30 protein-coding genes are annotated in these 25,838 nt (G+C 59.5%); 17 read left to right on the forward strand and 13 right to left on the reverse strand.

What is annotated here, in order from left to right; genetic code table 11:
- Window positions 1-84 precede the first annotated feature (84 nt).
- Window positions 85-465: a RidA family protein gene (locus C9411_RS08305; RefSeq protein WP_107226995.1), complete on the forward strand. Its 381-nt coding sequence runs from the start codon at window positions 85-87 to the stop codon at window positions 463-465.
- Between the two features lie 7 nt (window positions 466-472).
- Here C9411_RS08305 and C9411_RS08310 read toward each other — a convergent pair whose 3' ends face one another.
- Window positions 473-853, reverse strand: a complete 381-nt coding sequence (locus C9411_RS08310; RefSeq protein WP_063989729.1) for a nuclear transport factor 2 family protein — start codon at window positions 851-853, stop codon at window positions 473-475.
- A 276-nt stretch (window positions 854-1,129) separates the two neighbouring features.
- Between C9411_RS08310 and C9411_RS08315 the strand changes: the two genes are divergently transcribed.
- On the forward strand, window positions 1,130-1,399 hold the full coding sequence (locus C9411_RS08315; RefSeq protein ID WP_107226861.1) for a hypothetical protein: 270 nt from the start codon (window positions 1,130-1,132) through the stop codon (window positions 1,397-1,399).
- Here C9411_RS08315 and C9411_RS08320 read toward each other — a convergent pair.
- A complete protein-coding gene (locus C9411_RS08320; protein WP_004938379.1) occupies window positions 1,396-1,788 on the reverse strand; it encodes a nuclear transport factor 2 family protein in 393 nt (130 codons plus the stop codon). The genes C9411_RS08315 and C9411_RS08320 overlap by 4 nt on opposite strands.
- A gap of 194 nt (window positions 1,789-1,982) precedes the next feature.
- Here C9411_RS08320 and C9411_RS08325 point away from each other — a divergent pair, with 194 nt between their 5' ends.
- The 4 genes from C9411_RS08325 (at window position 1,983) to gstA (ending at window position 4,987) form a co-directional block, all read left to right on the forward strand.
- The gene (locus C9411_RS08325) at window positions 1,983-2,684 is read left to right on the forward strand and encodes an HD domain-containing protein (RefSeq protein WP_063989728.1); all 702 of its coding nucleotides are present in this window, start codon (window positions 1,983-1,985) and stop codon (window positions 2,682-2,684) included.
- Window positions 2,685-2,779: 95 nt separating this feature from the next.
- Window positions 2,780-3,043 carry a DUF3811 domain-containing protein gene (locus C9411_RS08330; RefSeq protein WP_004938373.1) on the forward strand — a complete coding sequence of 88 codons (264 nt, stop codon included), beginning with the start codon at window positions 2,780-2,782 and terminating at the stop codon, window positions 3,041-3,043.
- A 361-nt stretch (window positions 3,044-3,404) separates the two neighbouring features.
- Window positions 3,405-4,289: a 4-hydroxy-tetrahydrodipicolinate synthase gene (gene dapA, locus C9411_RS08335; RefSeq protein ID WP_107226862.1), complete on the forward strand. Its 885-nt coding sequence runs from the start codon at window positions 3,405-3,407 to the stop codon at window positions 4,287-4,289.
- Between the two features lie 92 nt (window positions 4,290-4,381).
- Window positions 4,382-4,987 carry a glutathione transferase GstA gene (gstA, locus tag C9411_RS08340; protein WP_016927904.1) on the forward strand — a complete coding sequence of 202 codons (606 nt, stop codon included), beginning with the start codon at window positions 4,382-4,384 and terminating at the stop codon, window positions 4,985-4,987.
- A 40-nt stretch (window positions 4,988-5,027) separates the two neighbouring features.
- On the opposite strand, the gene pdxY is transcribed toward gstA, so the two are convergent.
- The 5 genes from pdxY to anmK all read right to left on the reverse strand — a co-directional run bounded on the left by pdxY (window position 5,028) and on the right by anmK (window position 9,597).
- Window positions 5,028-5,888: a pyridoxal kinase PdxY gene (pdxY, locus tag C9411_RS08345; RefSeq protein ID WP_049201956.1), complete on the reverse strand. Its 861-nt coding sequence runs from the start codon at window positions 5,886-5,888 to the stop codon at window positions 5,028-5,030.
- An 84-nt stretch (window positions 5,889-5,972) separates the two neighbouring features.
- Window positions 5,973-7,247, reverse strand: coding sequence for a tyrosine--tRNA ligase (tyrS, locus tag C9411_RS08350; RefSeq protein WP_048323245.1), 1,275 nt, complete (start codon window positions 7,245-7,247; stop codon window positions 5,973-5,975).
- 138 nt (window positions 7,248-7,385) lie between these two features.
- Window positions 7,386-8,039: a pyridoxamine 5'-phosphate oxidase gene (gene pdxH, locus C9411_RS08355; RefSeq protein WP_049201958.1), complete on the reverse strand. Its 654-nt coding sequence runs from the start codon at window positions 8,037-8,039 to the stop codon at window positions 7,386-7,388.
- Window positions 8,040-8,127: 88 nt separating this feature from the next.
- Complete coding sequence (locus C9411_RS08360; RefSeq protein ID WP_004931294.1) at window positions 8,128-8,430, reverse strand: MliC family protein; 303 nt, start codon at window positions 8,428-8,430, stop codon at window positions 8,128-8,130.
- Between the two features lie 45 nt (window positions 8,431-8,475).
- Complete coding sequence (gene anmK / locus C9411_RS08365) at window positions 8,476-9,597, reverse strand: anhydro-N-acetylmuramic acid kinase (protein WP_063989726.1); 1,122 nt, start codon at window positions 9,595-9,597, stop codon at window positions 8,476-8,478.
- Between the two features lie 360 nt (window positions 9,598-9,957).
- Between anmK and C9411_RS08370 the strand changes: the two genes are divergently transcribed.
- Window positions 9,958-10,422, forward strand: a complete 465-nt coding sequence (locus tag C9411_RS08370; protein ID WP_028128178.1) for a glycine zipper 2TM domain-containing protein — start codon at window positions 9,958-9,960, stop codon at window positions 10,420-10,422.
- Window positions 10,423-10,515: 93 nt separating this feature from the next.
- Here C9411_RS08370 and slyA read toward each other — a convergent pair whose 3' ends face one another.
- Window positions 10,516-10,947, reverse strand: a complete 432-nt coding sequence (gene slyA, locus C9411_RS08375) for a transcriptional regulator SlyA (protein WP_038874827.1) — start codon at window positions 10,945-10,947, stop codon at window positions 10,516-10,518.
- A gap of 180 nt (window positions 10,948-11,127) precedes the next feature.
- Here slyA and C9411_RS08380 point away from each other — a divergent pair, with 180 nt between their 5' ends.
- From C9411_RS08380 to C9411_RS08390, 3 genes are read left to right on the forward strand one after another with little or no spacing between them, the layout of a single operon-like run.
- Window positions 11,128-11,364 carry a DUF1656 domain-containing protein gene (locus tag C9411_RS08380; protein WP_074181202.1) on the forward strand — a complete coding sequence of 79 codons (237 nt, stop codon included), beginning with the start codon at window positions 11,128-11,130 and terminating at the stop codon, window positions 11,362-11,364.
- Between the two features lie 3 nt (window positions 11,365-11,367).
- On the forward strand, window positions 11,368-12,231 hold the full coding sequence (locus C9411_RS08385; protein WP_107226863.1) for an HlyD family secretion protein: 864 nt from the start codon (window positions 11,368-11,370) through the stop codon (window positions 12,229-12,231).
- 3 nt (window positions 12,232-12,234) lie between these two features.
- On the forward strand, window positions 12,235-14,265 hold the full coding sequence (locus C9411_RS08390; RefSeq protein WP_107226864.1) for an FUSC family protein: 2,031 nt from the start codon (window positions 12,235-12,237) through the stop codon (window positions 14,263-14,265).
- Here the strand turns inward: C9411_RS08390 and sodC are convergent, their stop codons facing one another.
- Window positions 14,266-14,787, reverse strand: coding sequence for a superoxide dismutase family protein (gene sodC, locus C9411_RS08395; RefSeq protein ID WP_063989723.1), 522 nt, complete (start codon window positions 14,785-14,787; stop codon window positions 14,266-14,268).
- Window positions 14,788-15,028: 241 nt separating this feature from the next.
- On the opposite strand from sodC, the gene C9411_RS08400 reads away from it, so the two are divergent.
- Entirely contained in the window at window positions 15,029-16,873 is a 1,845-nt protein-coding gene (locus C9411_RS08400; protein WP_063989722.1) for a hypothetical protein, read from the forward strand.
- 61 nt (window positions 16,874-16,934) lie between these two features.
- On the opposite strand, the gene C9411_RS08405 is transcribed toward C9411_RS08400, so the two are convergent.
- The 3 genes from C9411_RS08405 to C9411_RS08415 all read right to left on the reverse strand — a co-directional run bounded on the left by C9411_RS08405 (window position 16,935) and on the right by C9411_RS08415 (window position 19,121).
- Window positions 16,935-17,831 carry an aldo/keto reductase family oxidoreductase gene (locus C9411_RS08405; protein WP_063989721.1) on the reverse strand — a complete coding sequence of 299 codons (897 nt, stop codon included), beginning with the start codon at window positions 17,829-17,831 and terminating at the stop codon, window positions 16,935-16,937.
- Window positions 17,832-17,930: 99 nt separating this feature from the next.
- Complete coding sequence (locus tag C9411_RS08410; protein ID WP_019455980.1) at window positions 17,931-18,170, reverse strand: DUF1289 domain-containing protein; 240 nt, start codon at window positions 18,168-18,170, stop codon at window positions 17,931-17,933.
- Between the two features lie 21 nt (window positions 18,171-18,191).
- Window positions 18,192-19,121: a LysR substrate-binding domain-containing protein gene (locus C9411_RS08415; protein WP_197816717.1), complete on the reverse strand. Its 930-nt coding sequence runs from the start codon at window positions 19,119-19,121 to the stop codon at window positions 18,192-18,194.
- 138 nt (window positions 19,122-19,259) lie between these two features.
- On the opposite strand from C9411_RS08415, the gene C9411_RS08420 reads away from it, so the two are divergent.
- From C9411_RS08420 to rnt, 6 genes are all read left to right on the forward strand, one after another.
- Window positions 19,260-19,901, forward strand: coding sequence for an NAD(P)-dependent oxidoreductase (locus C9411_RS08420; protein ID WP_063989719.1), 642 nt, complete (start codon window positions 19,260-19,262; stop codon window positions 19,899-19,901).
- Between the two features lie 138 nt (window positions 19,902-20,039).
- A complete protein-coding gene (gene eptA, locus C9411_RS08425; RefSeq protein WP_107226865.1) occupies window positions 20,040-21,677 on the forward strand; it encodes a phosphoethanolamine transferase EptA in 1,638 nt (545 codons plus the stop codon).
- Window positions 21,678-21,780: 103 nt separating this feature from the next.
- On the forward strand, window positions 21,781-22,401 hold the full coding sequence (locus C9411_RS08430; protein ID WP_063989717.1) for a TetR/AcrR family transcriptional regulator: 621 nt from the start codon (window positions 21,781-21,783) through the stop codon (window positions 22,399-22,401).
- A 90-nt stretch (window positions 22,402-22,491) separates the two neighbouring features.
- Entirely contained in the window at window positions 22,492-23,595 is a 1,104-nt protein-coding gene (locus C9411_RS08435) for an alkene reductase (RefSeq protein ID WP_063989716.1), read from the forward strand.
- Between the two features lie 337 nt (window positions 23,596-23,932).
- On the forward strand, window positions 23,933-24,340 hold the full coding sequence (gene gloA, locus C9411_RS08440) for a lactoylglutathione lyase (RefSeq protein WP_004931325.1): 408 nt from the start codon (window positions 23,933-23,935) through the stop codon (window positions 24,338-24,340).
- Window positions 24,341-24,418: 78 nt separating this feature from the next.
- Window positions 24,419-25,102, forward strand: coding sequence for a ribonuclease T (gene rnt / locus C9411_RS08445; RefSeq protein WP_063989715.1), 684 nt, complete (start codon window positions 24,419-24,421; stop codon window positions 25,100-25,102).
- A gap of 67 nt (window positions 25,103-25,169) precedes the next feature.
- Here the strand turns inward: rnt and C9411_RS08450 are convergent, their stop codons facing one another.
- Window positions 25,170-25,517 carry a Grx4 family monothiol glutaredoxin gene (locus C9411_RS08450; RefSeq protein ID WP_004931329.1) on the reverse strand — a complete coding sequence of 116 codons (348 nt, stop codon included), beginning with the start codon at window positions 25,515-25,517 and terminating at the stop codon, window positions 25,170-25,172.
- Window positions 25,518-25,838: the final 321 nt, after the last annotated feature.

A 25,838-nucleotide genomic window follows, 5' to 3' on the forward strand; every position in this document is an offset into this window, starting at 1 on the left:
GGTGTGCGGCGTCTGGCCGCCGTTTCCCCAGTATCCTAACCAAGTTTGTCGATTTTATTAACCGGTCTTGCGCGGGGTTTGATCATGACATCATTAAAACGCACGAATTATCCGCAGTTGCCTACGCCGGGCGGCCCCTATGTACATGCGGTGCGCCACGCCGATCGCCTGTACGTGTCGGGATTGACGGCCTTCGCCACCGACGCGCAAGGCTTGAGCGCGCCGGAACAGACGCAGGAGATCCTCGAACAGCTGGCGACCATCGCCGCCAGCGAAGGCGTGAATCTCAAGGCATTGATTAAAATCAGCGTGTTCCTGACCGACATCGCCGATCTGGCGGGCGTGCGCCCGGTGCTGTTTGACTATTTCGATGGCGCGCTGCCGGCCTGTTCATTGGTGGCGGTCAGCGCGTTGTTCTCACCGCAGGTGTGCGTAGAGATAGAGGCGGTGATGGCGTTGCAATAATGCGCGGCTAGAGCGCACCCTCATCCGGCACGCAGGGGCCGATCTTGAACCAGGCTTTGGCGATCCGCCCCTGTTCCACTTCGTAGATGGCGATGACATCCATTTTGCCGCGCCCCTGCGGGAAGTTGCGCGTCACCACTTCCTGATCGACCACCATGTTCCCCACCGCCATGCGTTTTATCCGTTCGCCATACAGACTCGGCTCCTGGAAACGCACCAGATGCCGTTCGCGGATCGCCGCCTTGCCGCTGGCCAGCAGCGTGTCGGGATGCTCGAAATACTGCGCGTCGTCCGCCCAGCAGGCCATAAAAGCGTCGATGTCGCGGGCGTTATAGGCGTCAAGCTGTTGTTGAACCACATCCTGCGGGCGTGCCGTTCTATCGTTCATCACATCCTCCTGCCGAAGTTAACCGCCGCATGTATCGAACCCATCACGTTAACCGCCCAGTGCTGCAGCTTGATGACACGGCGAATATTGAATAAAAACCCAAAAATAGCGAATAAATAACCTACCACGCCCAATGGACAATTCAAGCACCCGCGCACAAATTTTCTGCGCCGCGCCAGGGGCGGGGAAAACCGCATGACGCCACGCGTTAATCTTTGCGACGGTGAGGGAAATTCTGCTAATTTAGCGTGAACAGCCTGATGATAACGAAACGCTATGCAGCAAAAACCGGTGTTGGACGAAGCCAGACAGTTAAAGCGACTCAATGCCGCCACGCGGCGTCAATCCCATATGTATAAATGGATCGCGCTGATTGCGGCGCTGGATGCGCTGCTGGTGTTTTGGTATGACCGGGATATGCGCAACGTCACCTTCTCGGGAGCGGTTGCGTTGGTGTGCGGCTATCTGTGGATCCGCGATCGCAACAAGGCTCGGGGTTACCGGCGCGAGTTCGACCGCAAATTCGGCAAGCGCGGCGGCGATTAAGGCTGCATCGCTTCCAGCACTTTAGCGCTGTCGACGATCTGCACGAACTTCACGATTTTGCCGGCGCGCAGCGTATAAATATGCGCAAAAGAGGCGCTGAAGGATTTGCCGGTGGCCCGGTAGGTGCCGTGATAAAAACCTTGCGCGATCACATTGTCGCCGGCGTCGTAAAAGTGATCGACGTCGGCGCGGTAACCTTGCCATTCGCTACCCAGGCGCTGATGCACGTTCTTGATGATGTTCTCCGGGCCGATATAGGTACCGGCGTAAGGGAAACCGGCAGCCTCGGTCCACTCGGCATCGGGGGCCAGCGCCGCCAGCAGATTACGGCCGTTTTCTTCGGAACTGCCTTCATAGGTTGCGCGCACTATCTCAAGAGGGGTTGGCATGTCTCTTCTCCAATGGCTGATGAGGATATTCCGGCCATCTCCGCGGACACAGGCTCTCACCAAGCGGAGACGGCGGAATGCGGCTATTCTAGGTTGCTTGTTTCGCTGCAAAAACCGCAGTTATGACAATAGTGGGTTGCACTTTAGTAAACAATAGCCGTTTTTCTGTCATTCTCCCGGCATCCGACGCGGCTATGCTGATTGACCGATTTCCCCAACAGGAGCTGAACGTGTCTTTACCCTCACTGACGCAAGAGCTGTTACAACCTTTCTCCCCCTACCAGGCGCTGGCGCAAACGCTGCTGCCGCTTACCCTCGAGTCGGACGACGGTTCGCATGACGTCGCACATCTGCACCGGGTCTGGAAGAACTGCCGTCGGATCAGCAAGCTGGAAGGCGGCGACCGTCGCATTCTCTGTGCGGCGGTGCTGCTGCACGACGCCGTCGCGGTGGAAAAAAACTCACCCCAGCGCCATCTGGCCTCGCGCATGGCGGCGGAGCAGGCCACGCTGACGCTGACCCGGCTGGAATGGGCGCCGGCAGATATCGCGGCGGTGGCTCACGCCATCGAAGCGCACAGTTTTTCCGCCGGCATCCCCCCGCAAACGCTGGAAGCGAAGATCCTGCAGGATGCCGATCGCCTCGACGCCATCGGCCTCATCGGCGTGGCGCGCTGCTTCTATATCGGCGGCCGCATGCGCAGCGCGCTGTATGATGCCGCCGACCCGCGGGCCGAACATCGTCAATATGACGACAAGCGTTTCAGCCTGGACCACTTCGAAACCAAGCTGTTCAAACTGCAAGACGGCTTCCAGACCGCCGCCGGGCGACACATGGCCGAGCTGCGCACCGAACGCATGCGGCGCTTTGTCGACGATCTGCTGGAAGAGGTGTAACGTGGGCTTAGCGGGCATTTTCGTTATGCCCGTAACATTTTCGGTCACATAACACCGTTAAACTGAAAGCCAACTTCACCGAACGGGCGGCACAGATGAAAAAGTTGACGTTGAAAGAGATGACGGAAAGCGAACAGCGGGAAGTGAAAACCGAACTGGACAAGGCGCGCAAAAGCCATGGCAGGCCGCTGACCAACGCCGAACAGCACAAGGTCAAGGATGAAGTGGTGGCGCGCATCATGGCCGCCAGAGCGAAGCTCGCCAAGGCGGAGCGTGCAGAACGCAAGGCCAACCGCTACCGGCCGAGCGGCGACACCTTCAGCTGGTCCGCCACCATCGGCTCCCGCCCGCCGCGCTGAGCCGGCCAAACCCTCCCCGCCGCTGCGGGGATTTTTATTTATTAGCCAAACTCATCCCCGCTGACGAATCATGAATAACAATGTTATCAATCTGTTGTAAATTGACAGCCTGATGAAGACTATTCATTATCACCCCACTTCCCCTTTTCACGAGACCGCCATGGCCTACCCACGCAACGCTGACATGCTGATGATACCTGCGTTGCCCGTTGGCGGTTTGGCGGCGGTTAAATCGAAGAAACAGACGCTCATTTGACCGGGGCGAGCTGTCCCGTCAGATGAGCTGACTGGATGGCACGCAACGCCCCGCCTTCAATTTTCTCATCTGGCTTCTCTGTCGGTCACACAGAAGGAATATTTTATGGCCTCATTTTCGGGTATTTGGGTGGCGATGGTTACCCCTTTCAATCAGGATGCCGTCGATCTGCCGGCGGTGAAACGCCTGGCGCGGCACCTGCTCGACGCCGGCATCGAGGGTCTGGTGGTCTGCGGCTCCACCGGTGAAGCCGCCGCGCTGAGCAAAGAAGAACAGCTGGCGGTGCTCGACGCCGTGCTGGACGTGGCGCCCGCCCATCAGGTGGTGATGGGCCTGTCCGGCAATAACATGGCCGCCACGCTGCAGATGCAGCAGGCCATTCAGCTGCGCGACATCGCCGGCGTACTGATCCCGGCGCCTTACTACATCCGCCCTTCGCAATGCGGCCTGATCGACTATTTCACCCAGTTGGCCGACGCCTCAACCGTCCCGGTTATCCTGTACAACATTCCGCAGCGCACCGGCATCGCCATGGAACTGGCCACGCTGCGCCGGCTGGCACGCCACCCGCGCATCACCGCCATCAAGGACTGCGGCGGCAACCCTGACGCCACCATGGCGCTGATCGCCGACGGCGAAATCGATGTGATGACCGGGGAAGACAATCTGATCCTCACCACGCTGTGTCTCGGCGGCACCGGCGCCATCTCCGCCGCCGCGCATGTTCACCCGGAACGTTTCGTCCAGTTGACGCAGCAGGTCGCCGCCGGCGATCTGGCCGCGGCGCGCAGCAACTTCTACGAGCTGCTGCCGATGATCCACCAGATGTTCAGCTTCCCCAATCCGGCGCCGGTCAAGACGGTGCTGGCCCAGCAGGGGCTGATCGCCAACGAGCTGCGCTCGCCGATGCAGGTGGCGCCGCAGGCGCTGCAACAGCAGATCGCCGCAACGCTGGCGCAGCTGCAGCCCGCCGAGGCGATCATCGGTTAAATATGTTAGCTAAGCCGCTGTAATTTTGGCGCTATGGGACTACGATGAGAGGTTAAGCATGCCCGTCATTCGTCATCAACAAGGAGCTTCCGATGAAACTGTTCTATAAAGCCGGCGCCTGTTCGCTGTCCCCGCATATCGTGCTGCGTGAGGCAGGGCTGGATTTTACGGCGGAGAAGGTCGACCTGGCGCAGAAGAAAACCGAGAGCGGCGCCGATTACCTCGCTATCAACCCCAAAGGACAGGTACCGGCGCTGCTGCTGGATGACGGCAGCCTGCTGACCGAGGGCGTGGCGATCGTGCAATACCTGGCGGACCGCGTGCCGGATCGCAACCTGATCCCGGCGGCAGGCACCCTGTCGCGCTACCACGCGATCGAATGGCTGAACTACATCGCCACCGAGCTGCACAAAGGGTTCAGCCCGCTGTTCAACCCGAAAACGCCGGAAGAATACAAAACCATCGCGCGTGCCAAGCTGGAGCAGCAGTTCAGCTATCTGGATTCGGTGCTGGCGAAGCAGCACTTCCTGTTGGGAAGCCGTTTCAGCGTGGCCGACGCCTACCTGTTCACCGTGTTGCGTTGGGCGTTCGCTTTGCAGTTTGACGTGCGCAAGCATGCCCATCTGGCGGCCTGGTTCGATCGCGTTGCGGCTCGCCCGGCAGTGGATGCGGCGCTGAACGCCGAGGGATTGAAGTAAACATCGGGCCCCGGCGGCTGTCGCCGGGGCCGAATGCCACTTACAGTTTGACCGCTTTGAACTCGCTGCGCGGCTGCACGATCCGATCCTGTGCCGCCACCACCTGCAGTTCGTACTCGCCCATCTCCTGCGTGGTCAGCATCACCTCATACACGGCGGCGGTGACGTGCTCCAGCGCTTTATCCAGCGCCTCGCCCTTCAGCAGATCCACCAGCAGCAGACCGCTGGTCAAATCGCCGACGCCGACCGGCTGACGCGCGCCGAAATCCACCAGCGGCCGGCTGATGTGCCAGGCCTCGTCCGCCGTCACCAGCAGCATTTCGAAACAGTCGGCGTGATAGCCGGCGCGGGCCAGGTGCTTGACCAGCACCAGCCGCGGCCCTTTGGCGATCAGCGCTCGGGCGGCCTGCACCGCATCGGCCACGTCGGCGACGGCCATCTGGCTCAGCATCTCCAACTCCAGCAGGTTCGGCGCCATCATGTCGCTGCACGGCAGCGCCTGGCGGCAGTGAAACTCGGCCACGCCCGGCGCCACGATGCAGCCCTTTTCCGGATGCCCCATCACCGGATCGCAGAAATACCAGGCATTCGGGTTCGCCTGCTTAACCTGACGCACGATCTCCAGAATATGGTCGCCCTGCTCCGGCGAACCGATATAGCCACTCAACACCGCATCACAGCGTTTCAGCTGATCGATATTGGCGATGCCCTGCGCGATCTCGGTCAGATGGCTGGCCGGCATGACGCAGCCGGTCCACTGGCCGTATTGCGTATGGTTGGAGAACTGCACCGTGTTCAGCGGCCAGACGTTGACGCCCATGCGGCGCATGGGGAACTCCGCCGCACTGTTGCCGGCGTGACCAAACACCACGTGCGACTGGATAGAAAGAATGTTTTTCATCGACAGAACTCGTTCGGAATACCGCAGCCTGGCGGCTGCGCAAAAATAAAGGGGCCGCCAGGGCCCCTTACCGTTATTATTCGCTTACTGCCAATCCACCAGGCAGTAATGTTTCTTGCCGCGGCGCAGCAGCGTGTAGCGGCCGAACAGACGGTCTGAATCGCTGAAGCGGTATTCGGCATCGGACTGTTTCTCGCCGTTGATGGTCACCGCGTTGGAACCGATCATGGTGCGCGCCTGGCCGCGTGACGGCACCAGCTCGGCATTCACCAGCGCCTGCTGCAGGTCGGCGTCGCGGTCCAGTTTGATGGTCGGCATGCCGTCCTGCGCCAGCTGGGCGAAGTCCGCTTCGGTCATGTCGTGCAGCGCGCCGGAGAACAGGCTCTGGGTGATGCGCTTGGCGGCCGCCAGGCCTTCCGCACCGTGCACCATGCCGGTCACTTCTTCCGCCAGCACGTACTGGGCGCGTGGCGCCTTGCCGCTGTTCTTGTCTTCTTCTTCCAGCGCGTTGATGTCTTCCAGGCTCATGAAAGTGAAGAACTTCAGGAAACGGTAGACGTCGGCATCGGCGGTGTTGATCCAGAACTGGTAGAACTTGTACGGGCTGGTTTTTTCCGGCGCCAGCCAGACCGCGCCGCCCTCGGTTTTACCGAATTTGGTGCCGTCTGCTTTGGTGATCAACGGCACGGTCAGGCCGAACACCTGCTTCTGGTGCTGACGACGCGTCAGATCGATACCCGAGGTGATGTTGCCCCACTGATCGGAACCGCCGATCTGCAGCTCCACCTGGTGGCGGTTGTACAGCTCGGAGAAATCGTAGCCCTGCAGCAGGTTATAGGAGAACTCGGTGAAGGAGATACCGGAGTCGTCGCGGTTCAGGCGCTGCTTGACCGCTTCCTTGTTGATCATCTGGTTGACGGAGAAGTGCTTGCCGATGTCACGCAGGAAGGTCAGCACGTTCATGCCGCCGAACCAGTCGTAGTTGTTGGCCGCGATGGCGCTGTTGCTGCCGCAGTCGAAATCGAGGAACGGAGAAACCTGCTTGCGGATCTTCTCGACCCACTCGTTCACCGTATCGGTGGTGTTCAGCTTGCGCTCCGCCGCTTTGAAGCTCGGATCGCCGATGAGGCCAGTGGCGCCGCCCACCAGTGCCACCGGCTTGTGGCCGGCCAGCTGGAAGCGCTTCAGGCACAACAGAGGAACCAGATGGCCCAAATGCAAGCTGTCAGCGGTCGGATCGAAACCGCAATACAGTGCAATTGGCCCTTGCGCCAGTCGCTCCGCTAACGCTTCCTCATCCGTGACCTGGGCAACGAGGCCCCGCTCTTGCAGTTGTTTAATCAAGTTGCTGCTTGCCATCAATGACTCCATGTATAAACGAATGCACCTTTGCCGGTACACGGCCTTTCGCCCAGTGGCGAAATAAAAATTCAGGGTAGCGCATAGAATAAAGCGCCGGCGGCGTCAGCACCAGCGCTTAGAGGGGATTTTCCGTCTTCAGGGTGCCAGTCGGTCAATTTTCCAGTCATTCCCGTCCCGCTGATACAGGAAACGGTCATGCAGGCGATGGGCGCCGCCCTGCCAGAACTCGACGGAGTCGAATTTCACGCGGAATCCGCCCCAGAAACTCGGCAACGGCACCTCGCCCTGCTGGAACTTCTGCTTCAGCTCGAGGAATTTGCTTTCCAGCACGCCACGTGCGGAAATGCGCGACGATTGCTGCGATACCCAGGCGCCGATCTGGCTGTCTTTCGGGCGACTGTTGAAATACTTCAGCACGTCGAGGGTCGACAGACGCTCCACCTGGCCAAGGAAAATCACCTGACGATCGAGCATGTGCCAGGGGAACAGCAGGCTGATATGCGGGTTGTGCGCCAGCTGCTGCGCCTTACGGCTGCCGAGGTTGGTGTAGAACACCAGCCCCTGCTCATCGAAATGCTTCAGCAGCACGATGCGTTGATAAGGCTGGCCGTGTTCGTCGACGGTCGCGACGCACATGGCGGTGGGATCGGCCAGGCGCGCGTCGCAGGCCTGTTTCAACCAACGCTCGAACAGTTCGAGCGGATTGGCGGTCAGATCGTTGCGGCGCAGGCCGCCTCGGGTGTATTCACGGCGCAGGTCCGCAACATCAAACTCATTCTTTTCAATCATCTGGGTTATCGACCAACTGAAAAATCCGTCGTTACATTCTGCGCCTGCGGCGTCAGGAACTCAATCGCTCCGACGCCGCCGCCGACCTTCACTCCGTCAACACGCAGTCGCTCATGACTACCTTGCCGTTGCGCTCAAGATAGGCGTTACGGTCTTTCGACCAAAAAGTGTATTTGCCGTCGCTGTATTTGGCACCGGTCAGCGCCAGCACCTGCTTAAGATGCAGCTGCTCGCCATCCATCAGCAGGCTGACTTCGCTCGCCTTGCCGTCGAGCGCCACCGTCAGCGGCGTAGTGCCGCACTGGTAGTGCATCGTCTGGCTGCTTTGCGGCAGGATATAGCTGCAGCCGGACAGCGCCAGCGCGCCGGCGACGAAAATGACTTTTTTCATGCTGTTGCTCCTTAGAAAAATCCTTCACAGGCTATCCTAACAGAGCTAACGGCCCCCCAATGGCAAAACCGGATAAATCCCACCCAGCACCGTTTCACGGCTGGCGCCGGTCACTGAAGGCAGATTGCCGGGCTGGCCGGACAAGGTGCGAAACGCCAGCCAGGCGAACGCCAGCGCCTCCATATCGTCGCCGCTGACGCCGAAATCGTCGGTCAGACCGACCTCCGTACCCGGCAGCAACGCAGACAGGCGCGCCATCAGCAGCGTGTTGCGCGCTCCGCCGCCGCACACCAACAGACGCTCGCACCCACCGGCCAGCAGCACCTGTTCGCTGATGCTGACGGCGGTCAGCTCCGTGAGCGTGGCCTGCACGTCGACCGGCGCCATCGCCGGCAATCCGGCCAGCTGCCGCTCCAGCCAGGCGATATTGAAATACTCGCGGCCGGTGCTTTTCGGCGCCGGCAGCGCGAAGTATGGATCCGCCAGCATCTGCTGCAACAGCGGTAAACAAACCCGCCCCTGCATGGCCCAGCCGCCGTCCTGATCATAAGGTTGCGCGCGGTGGCGCCACACCCAGGCGTCCATCAGCATGTTGCCCGGCCCGGTATCGAAACCGCGCACCGGCGTACCGGGCAACAGCAGAGAAAGGTTGGCGATGCCGCCGACGTTCAGCACCATGCGCCGCTCGACGGGATGCCCCAGCAGCGCCTGATGAAACGCCGGCACCAGCGGAGCGCCCTGCCCGCCGTAGGCCATGTCGCGCCGGCGGAAATCGCCGACGGTGGTGATATTGGTCAACGCGGCGATGCGGTTGTTATCGCCGAGCTGCATCGAGAAACGCGCGTCGCCTTCCGGCTCGTGCCACACCGTCTGGCCGTGGCAACCGATGGCGGTGATCTGTTCGGCGTCGATACCGGTTTGCTTCAGCAGGCCGAGTACCGCCTCGCCGAACAACGTGCCCAACTGCGCGTCCAACCGGCCGACGGCGGCCAGCGTGGTTTGCTGCCCCTGGCACATGCCCAGGATCTCTTTTTTCAACGTCATCGGCATCGGATGGCTATAGCTGGCCTGCTGCGCCACCATGCGATCGTCGATCGCGGCCAATACCACATCGATTCCGTCCAGACTGGTGCCGGACATGACACCTATATAGCGGCCTGACTTCATAGCAACATCCTCTAACCCGCGCGGTAAGCAAAATTTATCCTGACAAATAAACCAGAATTTCCGGATTAACGCCATGAATTATGATGCTTTTTTTACGCTCCGTGAGCCAGATGCCCCCTTGGCGCCGCTGTGGCACGGGTGATGTGTTAAACCGTGCCATAACAGGCGACGGAATGTCGCCAAGGCTGTCATAAAGGTAAACCGCGGTTTATTATTGGTTGAACAGAGAAAAGTTAAGCTGCATACAGCGATGAAGCATGGCGGTGCGTCAACTTTCAGCCATACTTTGTCTATCATTTTCACTGAATCTTGCCTGGAGAGCATTGCCAGGTTATGGACTACTACCATCAGGAGTTTTATATGATCAAGCGTCTTCTCGTCGTTGCCGTCGCCGCCGTTACGCTGGCTGGCTGTGCCAATGAATCCATGTCCGGCGATGTCTACTCGTCCTCGCAGGCCAAACAGGTGCAAACCGTCACCTACGGGACGCTGGTTTCCGTGCGTCCGGTTAAAATTCAGGGCGGCGAAGGCTCCAACGCCATGGGGATGATCGGCGGCGCGGTGATTGGCGGGCTGTTGGGCAACACCGTTGGCGGCGGCACCGGCCGTACGCTGGCTACCGCGGCGGGCGCTATCGCCGGCGGCGCGGCGGGCAACAGCATCGGTGAAGTAGCTGGCCGTACCTCCGGCTACGAGCTGGAGATCAAAACCGACCAGAAAGAGAACATCGTGGTGGTACAGAAAGCGGGCGACACCAAGTTCAGCCCAGGCCAGCGCGTGCGCATGGCGCGCATGGGCGACACCATCACCGTCTCTCCGCTGTAAGCCAGTCGGCGACAAACGACAAACCGGAGGCAATCGCCTCCGGTTTTATTTCTGATGCTGTGAAACTGTAATCGTAGAAAAATAAGAATATTATTATTTGTTCTGCAGTTCGGTGATATTTTGTTCTAACTTGCCAATCAGCCCTACCAACAGATGCACTTCATCGGCGGTAATGCCGCTTAAAATCTCACTGCGTGTAGACGTGATCACACTGTCCACTTCCCTGATGATCGGATCGGCCGCGTCGGTCAGCTTGATGCGCTTCGCGCGGCGATCGTTGGCACAGGTGTGGCGCGTGATCAGCCCTTTCTCCTCCAGTTGGTCCAGCGTACGAACCAGTGACGGCTGCTCGATACCGATCGCTTTGGCCAGCTGGATTTGCGACTGCTCCGGCGGCAAACGATTGATATTGTGCAAAGTGACCCAGTGCGTTTGGGTCAGCTCCAACGGCTTGAGCCGATGATCGATGAGCGCGCGCCAAACACGAACTAATCGTGCTAAATCTGAACCTAATGTTGACTCCACTTCCCCCTCCTTATAATTAGCATGCTAACATTACCTCCCAGAGTTTAGACTATTTTGGGTAACTCACATTAAAAACACAAATGTATATAATGTATATTGTGGAAATAGCCACTATTTTTAGCCGCTATTGTTTAATCGTTATGCAAATATTCAACATATTCACCCTTAGGGATTGTTAATGTGAATACATCATGGTTACACACCTCATCCCCCTTGCCCGATTTGGTCCTGGGGGCATCGCTTTATTTTCCACCTATATTTAAAGCTTTTTTACTAGGACTGGTCTTATGGCTGCTGATTCATCAGGTGCTGAGGGACTGGATGTATTCCGGTGAAATCTGGCATCCCATGTTGATGGACCTGTCCATTTTCGTTCTGACCGTCAGCGGTTCCTTATGGATTTTAGCGAGTTGGTAACCCATGCAGCGTAAAACATTAAAATACTTCTCTACGGTGATCGTCTGCGCCATTGCCGTCTGCGCCGGTTGGTGGCTCTGGAATTATTATATGCAATCCCCATGGACCCGTGATGGAAAAGTGCGCGCCGAACTCGTCAATATCACCCCTGAAGTCTCTGGAAGATTAGAGAAAATAAGCGCGAATGACAATCAGTTCGTACCTGCGGGAAGTCTGATTTTTACCCTCGACCCGGTGCCCTACCAGATTGCGCTGGACAATGCCGAGGCCGCGGTGGCAAAAGCGCAATCCGATCTGGCCAAAGCGGACCACGAGGCCGCCCGCCGTCGAGGTTTGCCGCGTAACGTTATTTCCGCTGAAGATTTGGACGCGTCGAATTTAGCCGCTCAGGCAATGAAGGCCGCCTATAAAGCCGCCCGGGCCAACCTGGAACAGGCCAAATGGAATTTGAGCAAAACCAAAATTTATGCGCCAACCGACGGTTATATCACCAACCTGCAAGCGCGAGTCGGAAACTACGCCAACGCCGGTACGCCCCTGGTGGCGTTGGTGGATGTGCATTCGTTTTATGTGCTCGGTTATTTCGAAGAAACCAAGCTGAAGCATATAAAAGAAGGCAATAAAGCGGACATCGTTTTATATAACGGCAACACGCCGCTGCAAGGGGAAGTAGAGAGCATCGGCCGCGCCATTTACGATCAGAGCGTCGACAGCAGCAACGATCTATTAATGGACGTTAAGCCTAATGTTCCCTGGGTGCGTTTGGCTCAGCGCGTGCCGGTACGGATAAAATTGCTCAACGTGCCCGCCGATTTGACGCTGGTCGCCGGCACCACCTGCACCATTTCGATTCATCAGCGGAACTAAAGTGTGAACCTGCCTTTTCTGGAGTGGAGCCGCACCCCCTGGGGTAAGGCGACCGGCGGCCAATGGCGCTATGCGCTGCGCAACTCGCTGGCGATGTGTCTCGCGCTGTGGGTGGCGTTCGTGCTCGAGCTCGACGAACCCTATTGGGCGCTCACCTCCGCGGCGGTGGTGAGCTTCCCCACCATCGGCGGCGTGATCAGCAAAAGCATCGGCCGCATCTTCGGCAGCCTGATGGGTGCCGCCGCGTCGATGGCAATCGCCGGCCACTGCCTGAACGATCCCTGGCTGTTTACGCTGTTCATCGCCGCCTGGATCGGGCTGTGTACCTATATCTCCAACCATTACCAAAACAACGTCTCTTACGCATTCGCGCTGGCGGGCTATACCGCCGCCATCATCGCCTTCGGCACGGTCAACGTCACCGATACCCAGCAGATCTTCGACATCGCGCAGGCGCGGGTTTGCGAAGTGATCACCGGCATTCTGTGCGGCGGATTGATGATGATGATTCTGCCCAGCACCTCGGACGGCGAAGCCCTGCTGACCTCGCTGCGGCGTATGCAGCTACGCCTGCTGGAGCACGCCGCCATGCTGTGGCAGCCGGAGATCACCGCGCAGATGCGCACCTCGCACGAGGGGGTCATCGGCCAGATCCTGACCATGAACCTGCTACGCATTCAGGCATTCTGGAGCCACTACCGGCTGCGGCGGCAAAACAACCTGCTCAACTACCTGCTGCACCAGCAGCTGCGCATTACCAGCGTCATTTCCAGCCTGCGCCGCATGCTGCTGAACTGGCCGGATCACCCCGCCAATCTGATGCCGGTGCTGACACAACTGCTGGACGAGCTGCGCGATCCCGCCACCGATAAATACCGTTTGGCGCGGCTGCTCCAGCAGATCGCGCCGCAAGATGCTGCGGACTACCGCCATCGCGCCTTCTGGCTGCGGCTGCGCGATTTCTGCTGGCTTTACCTGCGCTGCAACCGCTGGCTGCTGCGATTGGAAAGCGCCACGGCGGTCAGCGATCTCCAGCCGCCGCGCGTCACCTCGCTGGCGCGCCATACCGACAGCTACGAAGCCGCTTATAACGGCCTGCGCACCTTTTTATGCATCGTGATCGGCTGCGCCTACTGGATCAACACGCAGTGGGACGCCGGCAGCGCGGCACTGACGCTCACCGCCATCAGCTGCGTGCTCTACTCCTCCACGCCTTCGCCGATCAACAGCGTCAGCACCTTGCTCAAGGCGGTGCTGCTGCTCTCGGTCGCCTGCTTTGTGGTGAAATTCGGTTTGATGATCCAGATTGACGACTTCTGGGTGTTCTGCGCCTTCCTGTTCCCTATCCTGGTGACCATGCAAATGCTCAAGCTGCAGAATCCGCCTTATGCCGCGCTCTGGGGGCAGCTGATCGTTTTTATGGGATCGTTCCTGACCGTCAGCAATCCGCCGAGCTATGACTACCAGTCCTTCATCAATGACAACATCGGTAAAATCGTCGGCGTACTGCTGGCCGGGTTGGCGTTTCAGATCCTGCGCCCCAGTTCGGACAAGCGCAAAAGCCGCCGCATTATCCGCGCGCTGCGGCGCGATTTTATCGATCAACTGAGCAAACGGCCGCAGCAGAGCGAAAGCCAGTTCGAATCGCTGATCTATCATCGCATCAGCCAGCTCAATCAGAGTCAGGATCAGGAGGCCCGCACCTGGCTGCTGCGCTGGGGCGTGGTGCTGCTCAACTGCAGCCATATCGTCTGGCAGCTGCGCGACTGGCAGACCCGTTCCGATCCGCTGTCGGCGGTGCGCGACGTCTGTATCCACTGCCTGCGCGGCATCATGACGGAGAAAGGCGTGCAGCACAGTTCGCTGGACGCCACGCTGCAGGAGCTGCTGCGCATGAGCAACGCGTTGGCGCACCACCCGGAACTGGCGGCGCGCGATCTGGCCGGCCTGATCTGGCGGCTCTACTGCTCGCTGCAGCAGTTGCAGCAGGCGATGGGCCAGCCCGCCGCCGTACCGGCCGTTAGCGGCGGATGATCACTTGATCACCCCGCAGGCGAAACGCTCACCGCCGCCGCCAAGCGGCTGTGGATGATCCGAATGGTTATCGCCGCCGGCGTGCACCATCAGCGCCTTGCCCTCAATGTCGCTGATTTTTTTCAGCCGCGGCGCCAGCACCGGATAGTTTGCCATGCCGTCGGCGGCCACATAGATGGCCGGCAAATCGCCCAGGTGCCCGTCGGCATACGGCCCGAGGTGTTTCCCGGTCTTTTGCGGATCAAAATGCCCGCCGGCCGCCAGCGCCGCCACCGCTTTGCCGTCCTTCATGCCCGGTTCACAGCTGCCTTTCTCATGCACGTGGAAACCGTGTACCCCGGCCGGTAACGCTTTCAGGCTCGGCGTGAACAGCAGGCCGTAGGGCGTTTCGCTGATGACCACCTTGCCGATATCCTGACCGATCCCCTGCCCGGTCACCAGGTGCATCTCGACGTCGGTTGTCGCCGCCTGAGCCGCGCCACACGCCATCAGGCCGAGCGCTGCATACCAATAACGTTTCATCAATCAGTCTCCTTAATGACTATGTTGAGTTTTCAGTATAGAAGCCCCAACAGCGGCGCTGTTAGTCAACGCACAATCTCGTCAATTTGATTCGCATTATTAATACTTGGTGCTAATAATAATTTTACCGATGTTGGTCCTCTGACCAGCTGTCGTTCGGCTAACGTTGTTTCCCTGTTTCCACCGCCGACGCATGAGAGTTCACTTCCAGGCCAGGCGGCATACGTCATAAGGAACTGATATGGGCATCTTTAGCTATAAGGATCTGGACGAAAATGCGTCGAAGGCGCTGTTTTCCGACGCCTTGGCCATCTCTACCTACGCTTACCACAATATCGATAACGGCTTCGATGAGGGCTATCACCAGACCGGTTTCGGACTGGGCCTGCCGCTGACGCTGGTCACCGCGCTGATCGGCAGCACTCAGTCGCAGGGCGGCCTGCCCGGCATTCCCTGGAACCCCGATTCCGAACAGGCCGCGCAGGAGGCAGTGAATAACGCCGGCTGGTCGGTGATCAGCGCCGCGCAGCTGGGTTACGCCGGCAAAACCGATGCGCGCGGCACCTACTACGGCGAGACCGCCGGTTACACCACCGCTCAGGCCGAGGTGCTGGGCAAATATGACAGCGAAGGCAATCTCACCGCCATTGGCATCTCATTTCGCGGCACCAGCGGCCCGCGCGAGTTGTTGATCGGCGATACCATCGGCGATGTGATTAACGATCTGCTGGCCGGTTTCGGGCCAAAAGGCTACGCCGACGGCTACACGCTTAAAGCCTTCGGCAATCTGCTGGGCGACGTGGCGAAGTTCGCGCAGGCGCACGGGCTGAGCGGCGAGGACGTGGTGGTCAGCGGCCATAGCCTCGGCGGGCTGGCGGTCAACAGCATGGCGGCGCAGAGCGACGCCAATTGGGGGGGCTTCTACGCGCAGTCCAACTATGTCGCCTTCGCCTCGCCGACCCAGTACGAAGCCGGCGGCAAGGTGATCAACATCGGCTACGAGAACGATCCGGTGTTCCGCGCGCTCGACGGCACCACGCTGACCGGGGCGTCGTTAGGCGTACACGATGCGCCCCATACCTCCGCCACCAACAATATCGTCAACTTCAACGACCACTACGCATCGGACGCCTGGAACCTGCTGCCGTTTTCCATTCTCAACATTCCGACCTGGCTGTCGCACCTGCCGTTCTTCTATCAGGACGGTCTGATGCGGGTGCTGAACTCCGAGTTTTATTCGCTGACCGACAAAGACTCGACCCTCATCGTCTCCAACCTGTCGAACGTGACACGCGGCAATACCTGGGTGGAAGACCTGAACCGCAACGCGGAAACGCACAGCGGGCCGACGTTTATCATCGGCAGCGACGGCAATGACCTGATCAAGGGTGGTAAAGGCAACGACTATCTCGAGGGCCGCGACGGCGACGATATCTTCCGCGACACAGGCGGCTATAACCTGATCGCCGGCGGCAAAGGGCACAATATCTTCGATACCCAACAGGCGTTGAAAAACACCGAGGTCGCCTACGACGGCAGCACGCTTTATCTGCGCGACGCCAAGGGTGGCATTACGCTGGCGGACGACATTGCTACCCTGCGCAGCAAAGAAACCTCCTGGCTTATCTTCAACAAAGAGGTGGACCATCAGGTGACCGCCGCCGGATTGAAATCGGACTCTGGCCTCAAAGCTTATGCCGCCGCCACCGCCGGCGGCGACGGCGATGACGTCCTGCAGGCCCGTAGCCACGACGCCTGGCTGTTCGGCAACGCCGGCAACGACACGCTGATCGGCCATGCCGGCGGCAACCTGACCTTCGTCGGCGGCAGCGGCGATGACATCCTGAAGGGCGTCGGCAACGGCAATACCTTCCTGTTCAGCGGTGACTTTGGCCGCGATCAGCTGTATGGCTTCAACGCCACCGATAAGCTGGTGTTTATCGGCACCGAAGGCGCCAGCGGGAATATCCGCGACTACGCCACGCAGCAAAACGACGATCTGGTGCTGGCCTTCGGCCACAGCCAGGTCACGCTGATCGGCGTCTCGCTCGAACACTTCAGCACCGATCAGGTGGTGTTGGCCTAAAGATCGGCGTAAAAAAAGCCGGGCGCTTTCGCCGCCCGGCTTTCCTCTTTTCTGCTCCGCCTTAAGGCACGTCATACCCCAGCGCCGCCTTGCGAATGCGGAACCACTGCTGGCGAGTCAGCCCCAGTTTCTGCGCCTTCAGCGCCGAACGCACCCGCTCAATCTTGCCGGAGCCGATAATCGGCAGCGGCGACGACGGCAGGCGCATCACCCAGGCGTACACCACCTGCTCGATGGTCTCGGCGCCGATCTCTTGCGCCACCCGCTGCAGCTCGTCGCGCAGCGGCTGGAACTCGGCATCGTTGAACAGACGCCCGCCGCCCAGGCAGGACCAGGCCATCGGCTTGATGCGCAGTTGCTGGCACTGATCGAGCGTGCCGTCGAGAATGGCCGGTTGATGAATCGGCGAGATCTCCACCTGGTTGGTCGCCAGCGAGAACGGCAGACGCGACTGAAGCAGCTGGAATTGCGCAGGCGTAAAGTTGGAAACGCCGAAATGGCGCACCTTACCGCTTTTATGCAGCGCGACGAAGGCTTCGGCCACGTCGTCAGCGTCCATCAACGGATCCGGCCGGTGAATCAGCAGCAGATCGAGGTAGTCGGTATGCAGATGGCGCAGCGACTGTTCCGCACTCTGCACGATATGATCGCGGTCGGTGATGTAATGCCCGATCGGGTTGCCGGGCTTGGCGGTGGTGGCGATGCCGCATTTGCTCACCAGCTCCAGCGACTGGCGCAGCGCCGGCTTCAGACGCAGCGCGTCGCCGAACGCCTGTTCGCAGGCATAGCCGCCGTAGATATCAGCGTGGTCGGCGGTGGTGACGCCCAGTTCGACATGCTGTTCGATGAACGTCAGCAGCTGCTGCGGCGACATGCCCCATTCCATCAACCGCCAGTAACCGCAAATCATGCGGGAAAATTCAGGCCCCTGCGGCGCGAGACGAATACGTTCTACCATTGCGAAAACCTCATGACATTAGTTGTCAGCCAGCATACACAAGCCGGTGAGGCACAGGGAAGCGGTAAGCCACACGAACGTGCGGCAGATCAGGAAAGGTTAAAACAGCGACGGCTGTTCCGGCAGCGGCTCGTCGGGCGCTTTATTGGCGCGTTGCAGGCGCAGGAAACGTTGACGGCACAGGCGCAGCACCTCGCGCTTCTGCGCGTCGCTCATGCTCATCCAGCCGAAGCGCTCCTCGCGGCTGCGCAGGCAGCCACGGCAGAATCCGCGATCGTCGGCCTGGCAAATGCCGCGACACGGGCTGGGGATGTCGAAAAATTCAAGCTGCTGCGCCACGGGGCCTCCTGCATTCTCTTGCTAATTGAAGACGCCATCGCCGCCGCTGGCAAGTCCCTTTTCGCCATTGCGGCGAAAATAGTCGCGCAAATAGCGCAGCGCCTGGCGACTTTTCTCCGGCACGTTGCGCTCGAGCGTCAGCGCGTGCAGCCGCAGCGCCGCCGGCCGCCACTCTGGCAACAGCAGCAACAGCTCGCCGCGCTGCAGCTCGTCGCCAATTTCATACAGCGGCTGAATGGAAATGCCCAGCCCGGCGCGGGTAAAGGCGCGCATCACGTTCATGCTCTCGCTGACGATCTGCCCTTCCGCCAGCCGCAGCTTAACCTGCTGACCGGACTGGTGCAGCAAGTCCAGATGGGACCCGCTGTAGCCACTGGAGATCCAGCGGTGCTGCACCAAATCCTGCGGTTTTTCCGGCACCCCATGCTGGCTGAGATAACGCGGCGCGGCGCACAGCACCATCGGCCACGCCGTCAGCGGGTGCGCGATCATATTGGCGTCCGCCAGCTGCCGGTTGGCCCGCAGCGCAATGTCGACCCGCTGCTCTATCATATCGACGATGCGATCGTCCGCCAGCACCCGCAGCGTCAGCTTGGGGTGCGCCTGCAACAGCGGCGCCAGCGCCTCCGCAAGCGATCGGCCGCCGATGCCGACCGGGGTGGCGATGCGCAGCTCGCCCACCAGCGTATCCCGCAGCTCCGCCAGCCGCTGCTCCGCCTGCTGTGCCTGCTGCAGCATCGCCTCGCAGCCGGGGTAAAACGCCGCCCCCGCCTCGGTCAGCGCCAGACGGCGGGTGGAACGGTGCAGCAGCGGCACCCCGAGCGCCTTCTCCAGCGAACGCATGTGCTGGCTGACCGCCGACGGCGTCATGCCCAGCCGCCGCGCCGCGCCGGCCAACGACCCCTCCGCCACCACGGTGGCGAACACCGCCATTCGATTGAGTTTATCCACAATTATGAAGTTTTACTTAATCAAGAAAGCATGAATATGGCACTAATCACGGCTATTGTTAAGGACTAGAGTAGATCCTACGCAGCAGGCACATCGGCCTGCATGACGAGACTGACCCATTCCTGAAGGAGCATACAGATGAAAGTAGCCATTATTGGAGCAACCGGTTTTGTTGGCCGCCGCGTGGTGGATGAAGCGCTGGCTCGCGGCATTCAGGTGACGGCGATCGCCCGCCAGAAAAAAGATTTGCCGGAGCACGCCAATCTGACCGTCGCACTGGGCGACGTTGCCGATACCGCCTGGCTGGCGGGGCAATTGCGCGGTCAGGATGCGGTGATCAGCGCCTACAACCCCGGCTGGGGCGAAGACAACCTGTATGAGAAAACCACCCGCGGCGCCCAACAGATCCTCACCGCGGTCGAACAGGCCGGCGTCAAGCGCCTGCTGGTGGTCGGCGGCGCCGGCAGCCTGGAAGTGGCGCCGGGCGTTGAACTGGTGGATACGCCGCAGTTCCCGGACAATATCCGCCCCGGCGCGCAGGCGGTGCGCGATCTGCGCAACACATTGCGCAACGAATCGGCGCTCGACTGGACCTATCTCTCGCCGGCTGCCCTGCTGGAGCCGGGCAAACGCACCGGCCAGTTCCGCCTCGGCACCACACAACTGCTGATGAACGGCGAAGCGCCGGCCAGCATTTCGGTGGAAGACCTGGCGGTCGCCATCGTTGATGAGATTGAAAAACCTCAATTTATTCGCGCGCAATTCACCGCTGCCTACTAAACCGTCCCACCGCCAGGCCGCCCGGCCTGGCGGTTTTCGCGTATTCTCCGCCGCCAGTATTCTGAATTTCTAAGGTTTTCTTAAGTTTCATCCGGTAGATTTCACGACATTATCTACTTTCAGGATCCCGATTTGGCAATGTGGTTACGTCAACGCTTACAGTGCAACAGCCTCGGTTTTACCCTCGCCACCGCCCTGTTCTTCACTCTGTTTCAGAACGCGTTATTCCTGCATCGCGCCTGGTCGTATATCACCTTCGATAGCGTCCACAGCGTGATTTTCGCCGCCAGCATGCCGGTGGTGATCTTCTGTGCGCTGAATATCATCTTCAGCGTGTTGACTGTGCCCTACCTGCGCAAGCCGCTGATCATCTTTTTCTTGCTCGGCAGCGCCGCAGCCAACTATTTCATGTTCAGCTATGGTGTAGTGATCGACGGCAACATGATGCAAAACGCCTTCGAGACTAATCCTCAGGAAGCGACGGCGCTGCTGACGCCGCGTATGGGATTATGGCTGGCACTGCTTGGCATTCTGCCGGCGGTGGCGGTCTGCTTCACCCAAATTCGCCAGACTCGCCCCTGGTGGTACATGGTCGGACTGCGCGCCGCCAACGTCATGCTGTCGTTGGTGGTGATCCTGATCGTCGCCGCGCTGTTTTACAAAGACTACGCTTCGCTGATCCGCAACAATAAAAGCGTGGTGAAGATGTTGACGCCTTCCAACTTCGTGGCCGGCACCATCAAGTTTACCGAACAGCGTTATTTCACCCGCAATCTGCCGTTGGTAAAAATCGGTGAGGACGCGCGCAAAGGGCCGCTGATCGCCGGGCAGGCCAAGAAAACGCTGGTGATCCTGGTGGTAGGCGAAACCGCCCGCGCCGAAAACTTCTCCCTCGGGGGCTATGAACGCGAAACCAACCCGCGCCTGAAGCAGGATGACGTGGTCTACTTCAAGAACGCCAGCTCTTGCGGCACCGAAACGGCGATCTCCGTGCCCTGCATGTTCTCCAACATGCCGCGCAAGGAGTACGACGCGACTCAGGCAACGCATCAGGAAGGTGTGCTCGACGTGCTGGCGCATGCCGGCGTCAGCGTGCTGTGGCGCGATAACGACGGCGGCTGCAAAGGCGCCTGCGACCGGGTACCGCACATCGATATGACCAAGCTGAAACTGCCGCAGGACTGTGACGGCGAGGTTTGTATGGATAACGTGCTGCTGTACAAGCTGAACGACTATATCAATAGCCTGAAAGACGACGGCGTGATCGTGCTGCACCAGATGGGTAGCCACGGTCCGGCTTACTACCGCCGCAGCACCCCGGCGTTCCAGGCGTTTTCGCCGACCTGCAACAGCAATCAGATCCAGGATTGCAGCCATGAACAGCTGGTGAACACCTACGACAACTCCATCCTGTATACTGACGCGATGCTCGATGCCACTATCAAGCTGCTGCGGCAGTATGACGACCGGTTCAATACCGCGCTGGTCTATTTGTCCGATCACGGCGAATCGCTGGGGGAAAACGGCATGTATCTGCACGGCACGCCTTATGTCTTCGCGCCAAGCCAACAAACGCACGTGCCTTTCCTGATGTGGATGTCGGCCGACTATCAGCGCAACTTCGGCGTCGATCGCCAGTGCCTGAATACGCTGGCGGAAAAGGACGACGTGTCGCAGGACAACCTGTTCCACACCCTGCTGGGTATGCTGAACGTGCAGAGCCGCGAATATCAATCCCAGCTGGATATCCTGCAGCGTTGTCGCAACGCGGCGTAAGCGCTTAACTTCCGCGTGCCGCTGGGGCACAATAGTTTGTAGACCACCGGCGTTTTGTGCGCCGGTTTTTTTATTCCCATTGACCTAGACCAATCGGTCTATTATGCTCGGCACCATGATGACCAAATCAACGCATTGCAACGTGGACACACGTGAACATCTGCTCGCCACCGGCGAAACCCTCAGCCTGCGTCTGGGCTTTACCGGCATGGGGCTGAGCGAACTGCTGGCCACTGCGGGCGTGCCGAAAGGCTCGTTCTACCACTATTTTCGCTCGAAGGAAGTCTTCGGCGAAGCGATGCTGCAACGCTATTTCGCCCATTATGATGCAGAAATGCAGGCGCTATTTGCCGACAGACGCGGCGATGCCCGCCACCAGCTGCTCGGCTATTACGCTCAGGCCATCAGCTACCACTGCCGCAGCGAATGCCACAACGCCTGCCTGGCGGTGAAGCTTTCCGCCGAGGTGAGCGATCTGTCGGAACCGATGCGCCATGCGCTGGAAACGGGCACCGCTCGCGTGATCGGCCACCTGCAGGAGGCCATCGAGCGCGGTATCGCCGAGGGCTCGCTGTCGGTGGCCATGAGCCCCGCGGCGACCGCAGAAACGCTGTATTCACTGTGGCTCGGTGCCTCGCTGCGCGCCAAGATACGTCACTCGTTGGCACCGCTGACCAGCGCGCTGGAAAGCATCGAGTTGCTGCTGCGCCCGCCGCAACCGTAACGGTAACAATTTCTTTTTATTGAAAAATGCAGTTCGTGGTTTTTTATCGCCCATTACTAGACGACCGGTCTATTAAATACAGGATGCACTATGAAGACTGAAAAATTGCTCTCTCCGCTGAAGGTTGGCGCCATCACCCTGCCCAACCGCGTGTTTATGGCTCCGCTGACGCGTCTGCGCAGCATCGAGCCGGGCGACATTCCTACGCCGCTGATGGCGGAATATTACGCACAGCGCGCCGGCGCCGGCCTGATTGTGACCGAAGCGACCCAGGTTTCCTTCCAGGCGAAAGGCTACGCCGGCGCACCGGGGTTGCATACCCCGGAGCAGATCGCCGCATGGAAAAACATCACGCAGGCAGTGCATGATAAAAACGGCCATATCGCCGTACAGCTGTGGCACGTAGGCCGCATCTCCCACGCCAGTCTGCAGCCGGGCGGGCAAGCACCGGTCGCGCCTTCGGCAATCAACGCCGAAACTCGTACCACCGTGCGTGATGAAACCGGCGCCTGGGTGCGCGTACCGACCTCCACGCCGCGTGCACTCGAAACCAGCGAGATCCCGGGCATCGTCAACGATTTCCGCCAGGCGACCGCCAACGCACGGGAAGCCGGCTTCGACTTCATCGAACTGCATGCGGCCCACGGCTATCTGCTGCACCAGTTCATGTCACCCGCTTCCAACCAGCGTACCGATCAATACGGTGGCAGCATTGAGAACCGCACCCGCCTGACGCTGGAAGTGGTCGACGCCACCATCGCCGAATGGGGTTCCGAGCACATCGGTATTCGTATCTCGCCGCTGGGGCCATTCAATGGGCTGGACAACGGTGAAGATCAGGAAGAAGCGGCGCTGTATCTGGTGGAAGAGTTGAATAAGCGCAACATCGCCTACTTGCACATCTCCGAACCGGACTGGGCCGGCGGCAAACCGTATTCCGACGCCTTCCGCGATTCGGTACGCGCCCACTTTAAAGGGGTGATCGTCGGCGCCGGCGCCTACACCGCCGAAAAAGCCGAAGCGTTGATCGAAAAAGGCTTCATCGACGCGGTGGCCTTCGGCCGCAGCTACATCGCCAACCCGGATCTGGTCGAGCGCTTCCGCCAGCATGCGCCGCTGAACGAGCCTAAGCCGGAAAGCTTCTACGGCGGCGGCGCCGAAGGCTATACCGACTATCCGTTTCTGGCGAAGTAACCCGTTCTGACCCCCAACGGCCACGCAACCGCATGGCCGTTTTTTATGCGCCGCGCACAAAAAGGCCCGCACAAGGCGGGCCGGGGTTCCCTGGTGTTGATCTCTATTGCCGTTCGATTTTTACACGATTGCCGCTGGAATAGATAATTGATTGTGCAGATCAATTACTCTGTATCGATCGGTACGCTCGATCAATATTTAGACACCACCGTCGCGAGATCGGCAAGTGACATCGTCACTTACTCGTCACGTTGAATTCCCTTGCGGGACAAGGCTATACTCGCTTGTGCTTCAATCCACCCGCCGTCTGCCACGGCACAGTCAATTCAGAGGAATTATGCGCTTACTCCATACCATGATCCGCGTCGGTGACCTGCAACGCGCCATCGACTTCTACACCAAGGTATTAGGCATGCGCCTGCTGCGCACCAGCGAAAACCCAGAGTACAAATACTCGCTGGCTTTCGTCGGCTATACGGAAGAGAGCGAAGGCGCGGTTATCGAACTGACCTATAACTGGGGCACCGACAGCTACGACATGGGCACCGCCTTTGGCCACCTGGCGCTGGGCGTGGACGACGTTGCCGCCACCTGCGACAGCATCCGCCGCGCAGGCGGCAAGGTCACCCGCGAAGCCGGCCCGGTGAAAGGCGGCACCACGGTCATCGCCTTCGTCGAAGATCCGGACGGCTACAAAATCGAGCTGATCGAAAACAAACACGCCGGTCAGGGCCTCGGCCACTAACCCCCCCCTTCAGGGCGCGCTGCGCCCTGCTGATTCTCCGCGCGATAGCGCCTGCAACCGGGCGCAAAATTTGCCATAATGCGCGCTGCATTCGATGAAGATAAGAAACTGATGGCCGAAAAAAGTGATCTTAACGCCCTGAGTGGTCGTTTTCGTGGGTTTTATCCCGTAGTAATAGATGTTGAAACCGCCGGCTTCAACGCCAATACCGATGCGTTGCTGGAGATCGCCGCCGTCACGCTGAAAATGGATGAAGATGGCTGGCTGCAGCGGGACGAGACCCTGCACTTCCACGTGGAGCCTTTCGAGGGCGCCAACCTGCAGCCGGAAGCGCTGGCGTTTAACGGCATCGATCCGCACAATCCGCTGCGCGGCGCGGTCAGCGAATATGACGCGCTGCACGCCATTTTCAAAGCGGTGCGCAAAGGGCTCAAGGATCGCGGTTGCAACCGGGCCATTATCGTGGCACACAACGCCAACTTCGATCACAGCTTCCTGATGGCCGCAGCCGAACGCGCCGGCCTGAAGCGCAACCCGTTCCATCCGTTCGCCACCTTCGACACCGCCGCGCTGAGCGGCCTGGTGCTGGGACAAACGGTGTTGGCGAAAGCCTGTATCGCCGCCGGCATGCCGTTCGACAGCAGCCAGGCGCACTCTGCGCTGTACGACACCGAGCAAACCGCCCTGCTGTTTTGCGAGCTGGTTAACCGCTGGAAACGTCTCGGCGGCTGGCCGCTGCCCGTCGCCGATCTCGCCGAGTAAACCAACAAAAAAGGCGGCCCAGTTTGCACTGGCGCCGCCCGTTACGCGATAACCGCAAGCCTGTCGATTAAGACTGCTGGTCTTCCTGCGCTTTATACTTTTCTGCCGTTTCTTTGATCAGCTGCTGCAGTTCGCCGCGCTGATACATCTCGATGATGATATCGCAACCGCCGACCAGCTCACCGTCTACCCACAGCTGCGGGAACGTTGGCCAGTTGGCGTATTTTGGCAGCTCGGCGCGAATGTCCGGGTTTTGCAGAATGTCCACGTAGGCGAAACGTTCGCCGCAGGCGGACAGCGCTTGCACAGCCTGTGCGGAGAAGCCGCAGCTCGGCAGCTTTGGCGAACCTTTCATGTACAGCAGAATCGGGTTTTCAGCGATCTGGTGCTGAATTTTTTCAAGTGTCGTCGTCATTTATTGCTTCCTCAAGCCACATTTCATGGCTACAACATGCATCACGCGGGCTATTGTAGCGGCTGGAACAGTCGCAAGAAAACGCCATCTTTTGAAAGGATATTCGCCCGCTACCGATCGCGTTTCACCGGCCACGTCATTCCGGTCAAAACATACGTTGAGAATAACATTTTTAATCCGACCATTTCACTAATATATTGCTTGGCGATGACGACGGGGATTAATTATATCCAAAGCCACCCGGCGGTGCTTTTTTATACACCAACAGACTGATTTTGAACCAAAAAAAATGTCATTAACGTTTTCTCACAATATGGATTA

Origin of the sequence: Serratia sp. Nf2 (genome assembly GCF_003028435.1) — a bacterium.
Lineage (GTDB): Bacteria > Pseudomonadota > Gammaproteobacteria > Enterobacterales > Enterobacteriaceae > Serratia > Serratia marcescens_L.

Coding starts and splice junctions, on each gene's coding strand:
- C9411_RS08305 (WP_107226995.1), top strand. CDS start 85: ATGACATCATTAAAACGCACGAATTATCCGCAGTTGCCTACGCCGGGC.
- C9411_RS08310 (WP_063989729.1), bottom strand. CDS start 853: ATGAACGATAGAACGGCACGCCCGCAGGATGTGGTTCAACAACAGCTT.
- C9411_RS08315 (WP_107226861.1), top strand. CDS start 1,130: ATGCAGCAAAAACCGGTGTTGGACGAAGCCAGACAGTTAAAGCGACTC.
- C9411_RS08320 (WP_004938379.1), bottom strand. CDS start 1,788: ATGCCAACCCCTCTTGAGATAGTGCGCGCAACCTATGAAGGCAGTTCC.
- C9411_RS08325 (WP_063989728.1), top strand. CDS start 1,983: ATGCTGATTGACCGATTTCCCCAACAGGAGCTGAACGTGTCTTTACCC.
- C9411_RS08330 (WP_004938373.1), top strand. CDS start 2,780: ATGAAAAAGTTGACGTTGAAAGAGATGACGGAAAGCGAACAGCGGGAA.
- dapA (WP_107226862.1), top strand. CDS start 3,405: ATGGCCTCATTTTCGGGTATTTGGGTGGCGATGGTTACCCCTTTCAAT.
- gstA (WP_016927904.1), top strand. CDS start 4,382: ATGAAACTGTTCTATAAAGCCGGCGCCTGTTCGCTGTCCCCGCATATC.
- pdxY (WP_049201956.1), bottom strand. CDS start 5,888: ATGAAAAACATTCTTTCTATCCAGTCGCACGTGGTGTTTGGTCACGCC.
- tyrS (WP_048323245.1), bottom strand. CDS start 7,247: ATGGCAAGCAGCAACTTGATTAAACAACTGCAAGAGCGGGGCCTCGTT.
- pdxH (WP_049201958.1), bottom strand. CDS start 8,039: ATGATTGAAAAGAATGAGTTTGATGTTGCGGACCTGCGCCGTGAATAC.
- C9411_RS08360 (WP_004931294.1), bottom strand. CDS start 8,430: ATGAAAAAAGTCATTTTCGTCGCCGGCGCGCTGGCGCTGTCCGGCTGC.
- anmK (WP_063989726.1), bottom strand. CDS start 9,597: ATGAAGTCAGGCCGCTATATAGGTGTCATGTCCGGCACCAGTCTGGAC.
- C9411_RS08370 (WP_028128178.1), top strand. CDS start 9,958: ATGATCAAGCGTCTTCTCGTCGTTGCCGTCGCCGCCGTTACGCTGGCT.
- C9411_RS08385 (WP_107226863.1), top strand. CDS start 11,368: ATGCAGCGTAAAACATTAAAATACTTCTCTACGGTGATCGTCTGCGCC.
- sodC (WP_063989723.1), bottom strand. CDS start 14,787: ATGAAACGTTATTGGTATGCAGCGCTCGGCCTGATGGCGTGTGGCGCG.
- C9411_RS08400 (WP_063989722.1), top strand. CDS start 15,029: ATGGGCATCTTTAGCTATAAGGATCTGGACGAAAATGCGTCGAAGGCG.
- C9411_RS08405 (WP_063989721.1), bottom strand. CDS start 17,831: ATGGTAGAACGTATTCGTCTCGCGCCGCAGGGGCCTGAATTTTCCCGC.
- C9411_RS08420 (WP_063989719.1), top strand. CDS start 19,260: ATGAAAGTAGCCATTATTGGAGCAACCGGTTTTGTTGGCCGCCGCGTG.
- eptA (WP_107226865.1), top strand. CDS start 20,040: ATGTGGTTACGTCAACGCTTACAGTGCAACAGCCTCGGTTTTACCCTC.
- C9411_RS08430 (WP_063989717.1), top strand. CDS start 21,781: ATGCTCGGCACCATGATGACCAAATCAACGCATTGCAACGTGGACACA.
- C9411_RS08435 (WP_063989716.1), top strand. CDS start 22,492: ATGAAGACTGAAAAATTGCTCTCTCCGCTGAAGGTTGGCGCCATCACC.
- gloA (WP_004931325.1), top strand. CDS start 23,933: ATGCGCTTACTCCATACCATGATCCGCGTCGGTGACCTGCAACGCGCC.
- rnt (WP_063989715.1), top strand. CDS start 24,419: ATGCGCGCTGCATTCGATGAAGATAAGAAACTGATGGCCGAAAAAAGT.
- C9411_RS08450 (WP_004931329.1), bottom strand. CDS start 25,517: ATGACGACGACACTTGAAAAAATTCAGCACCAGATCGCTGAAAACCCG.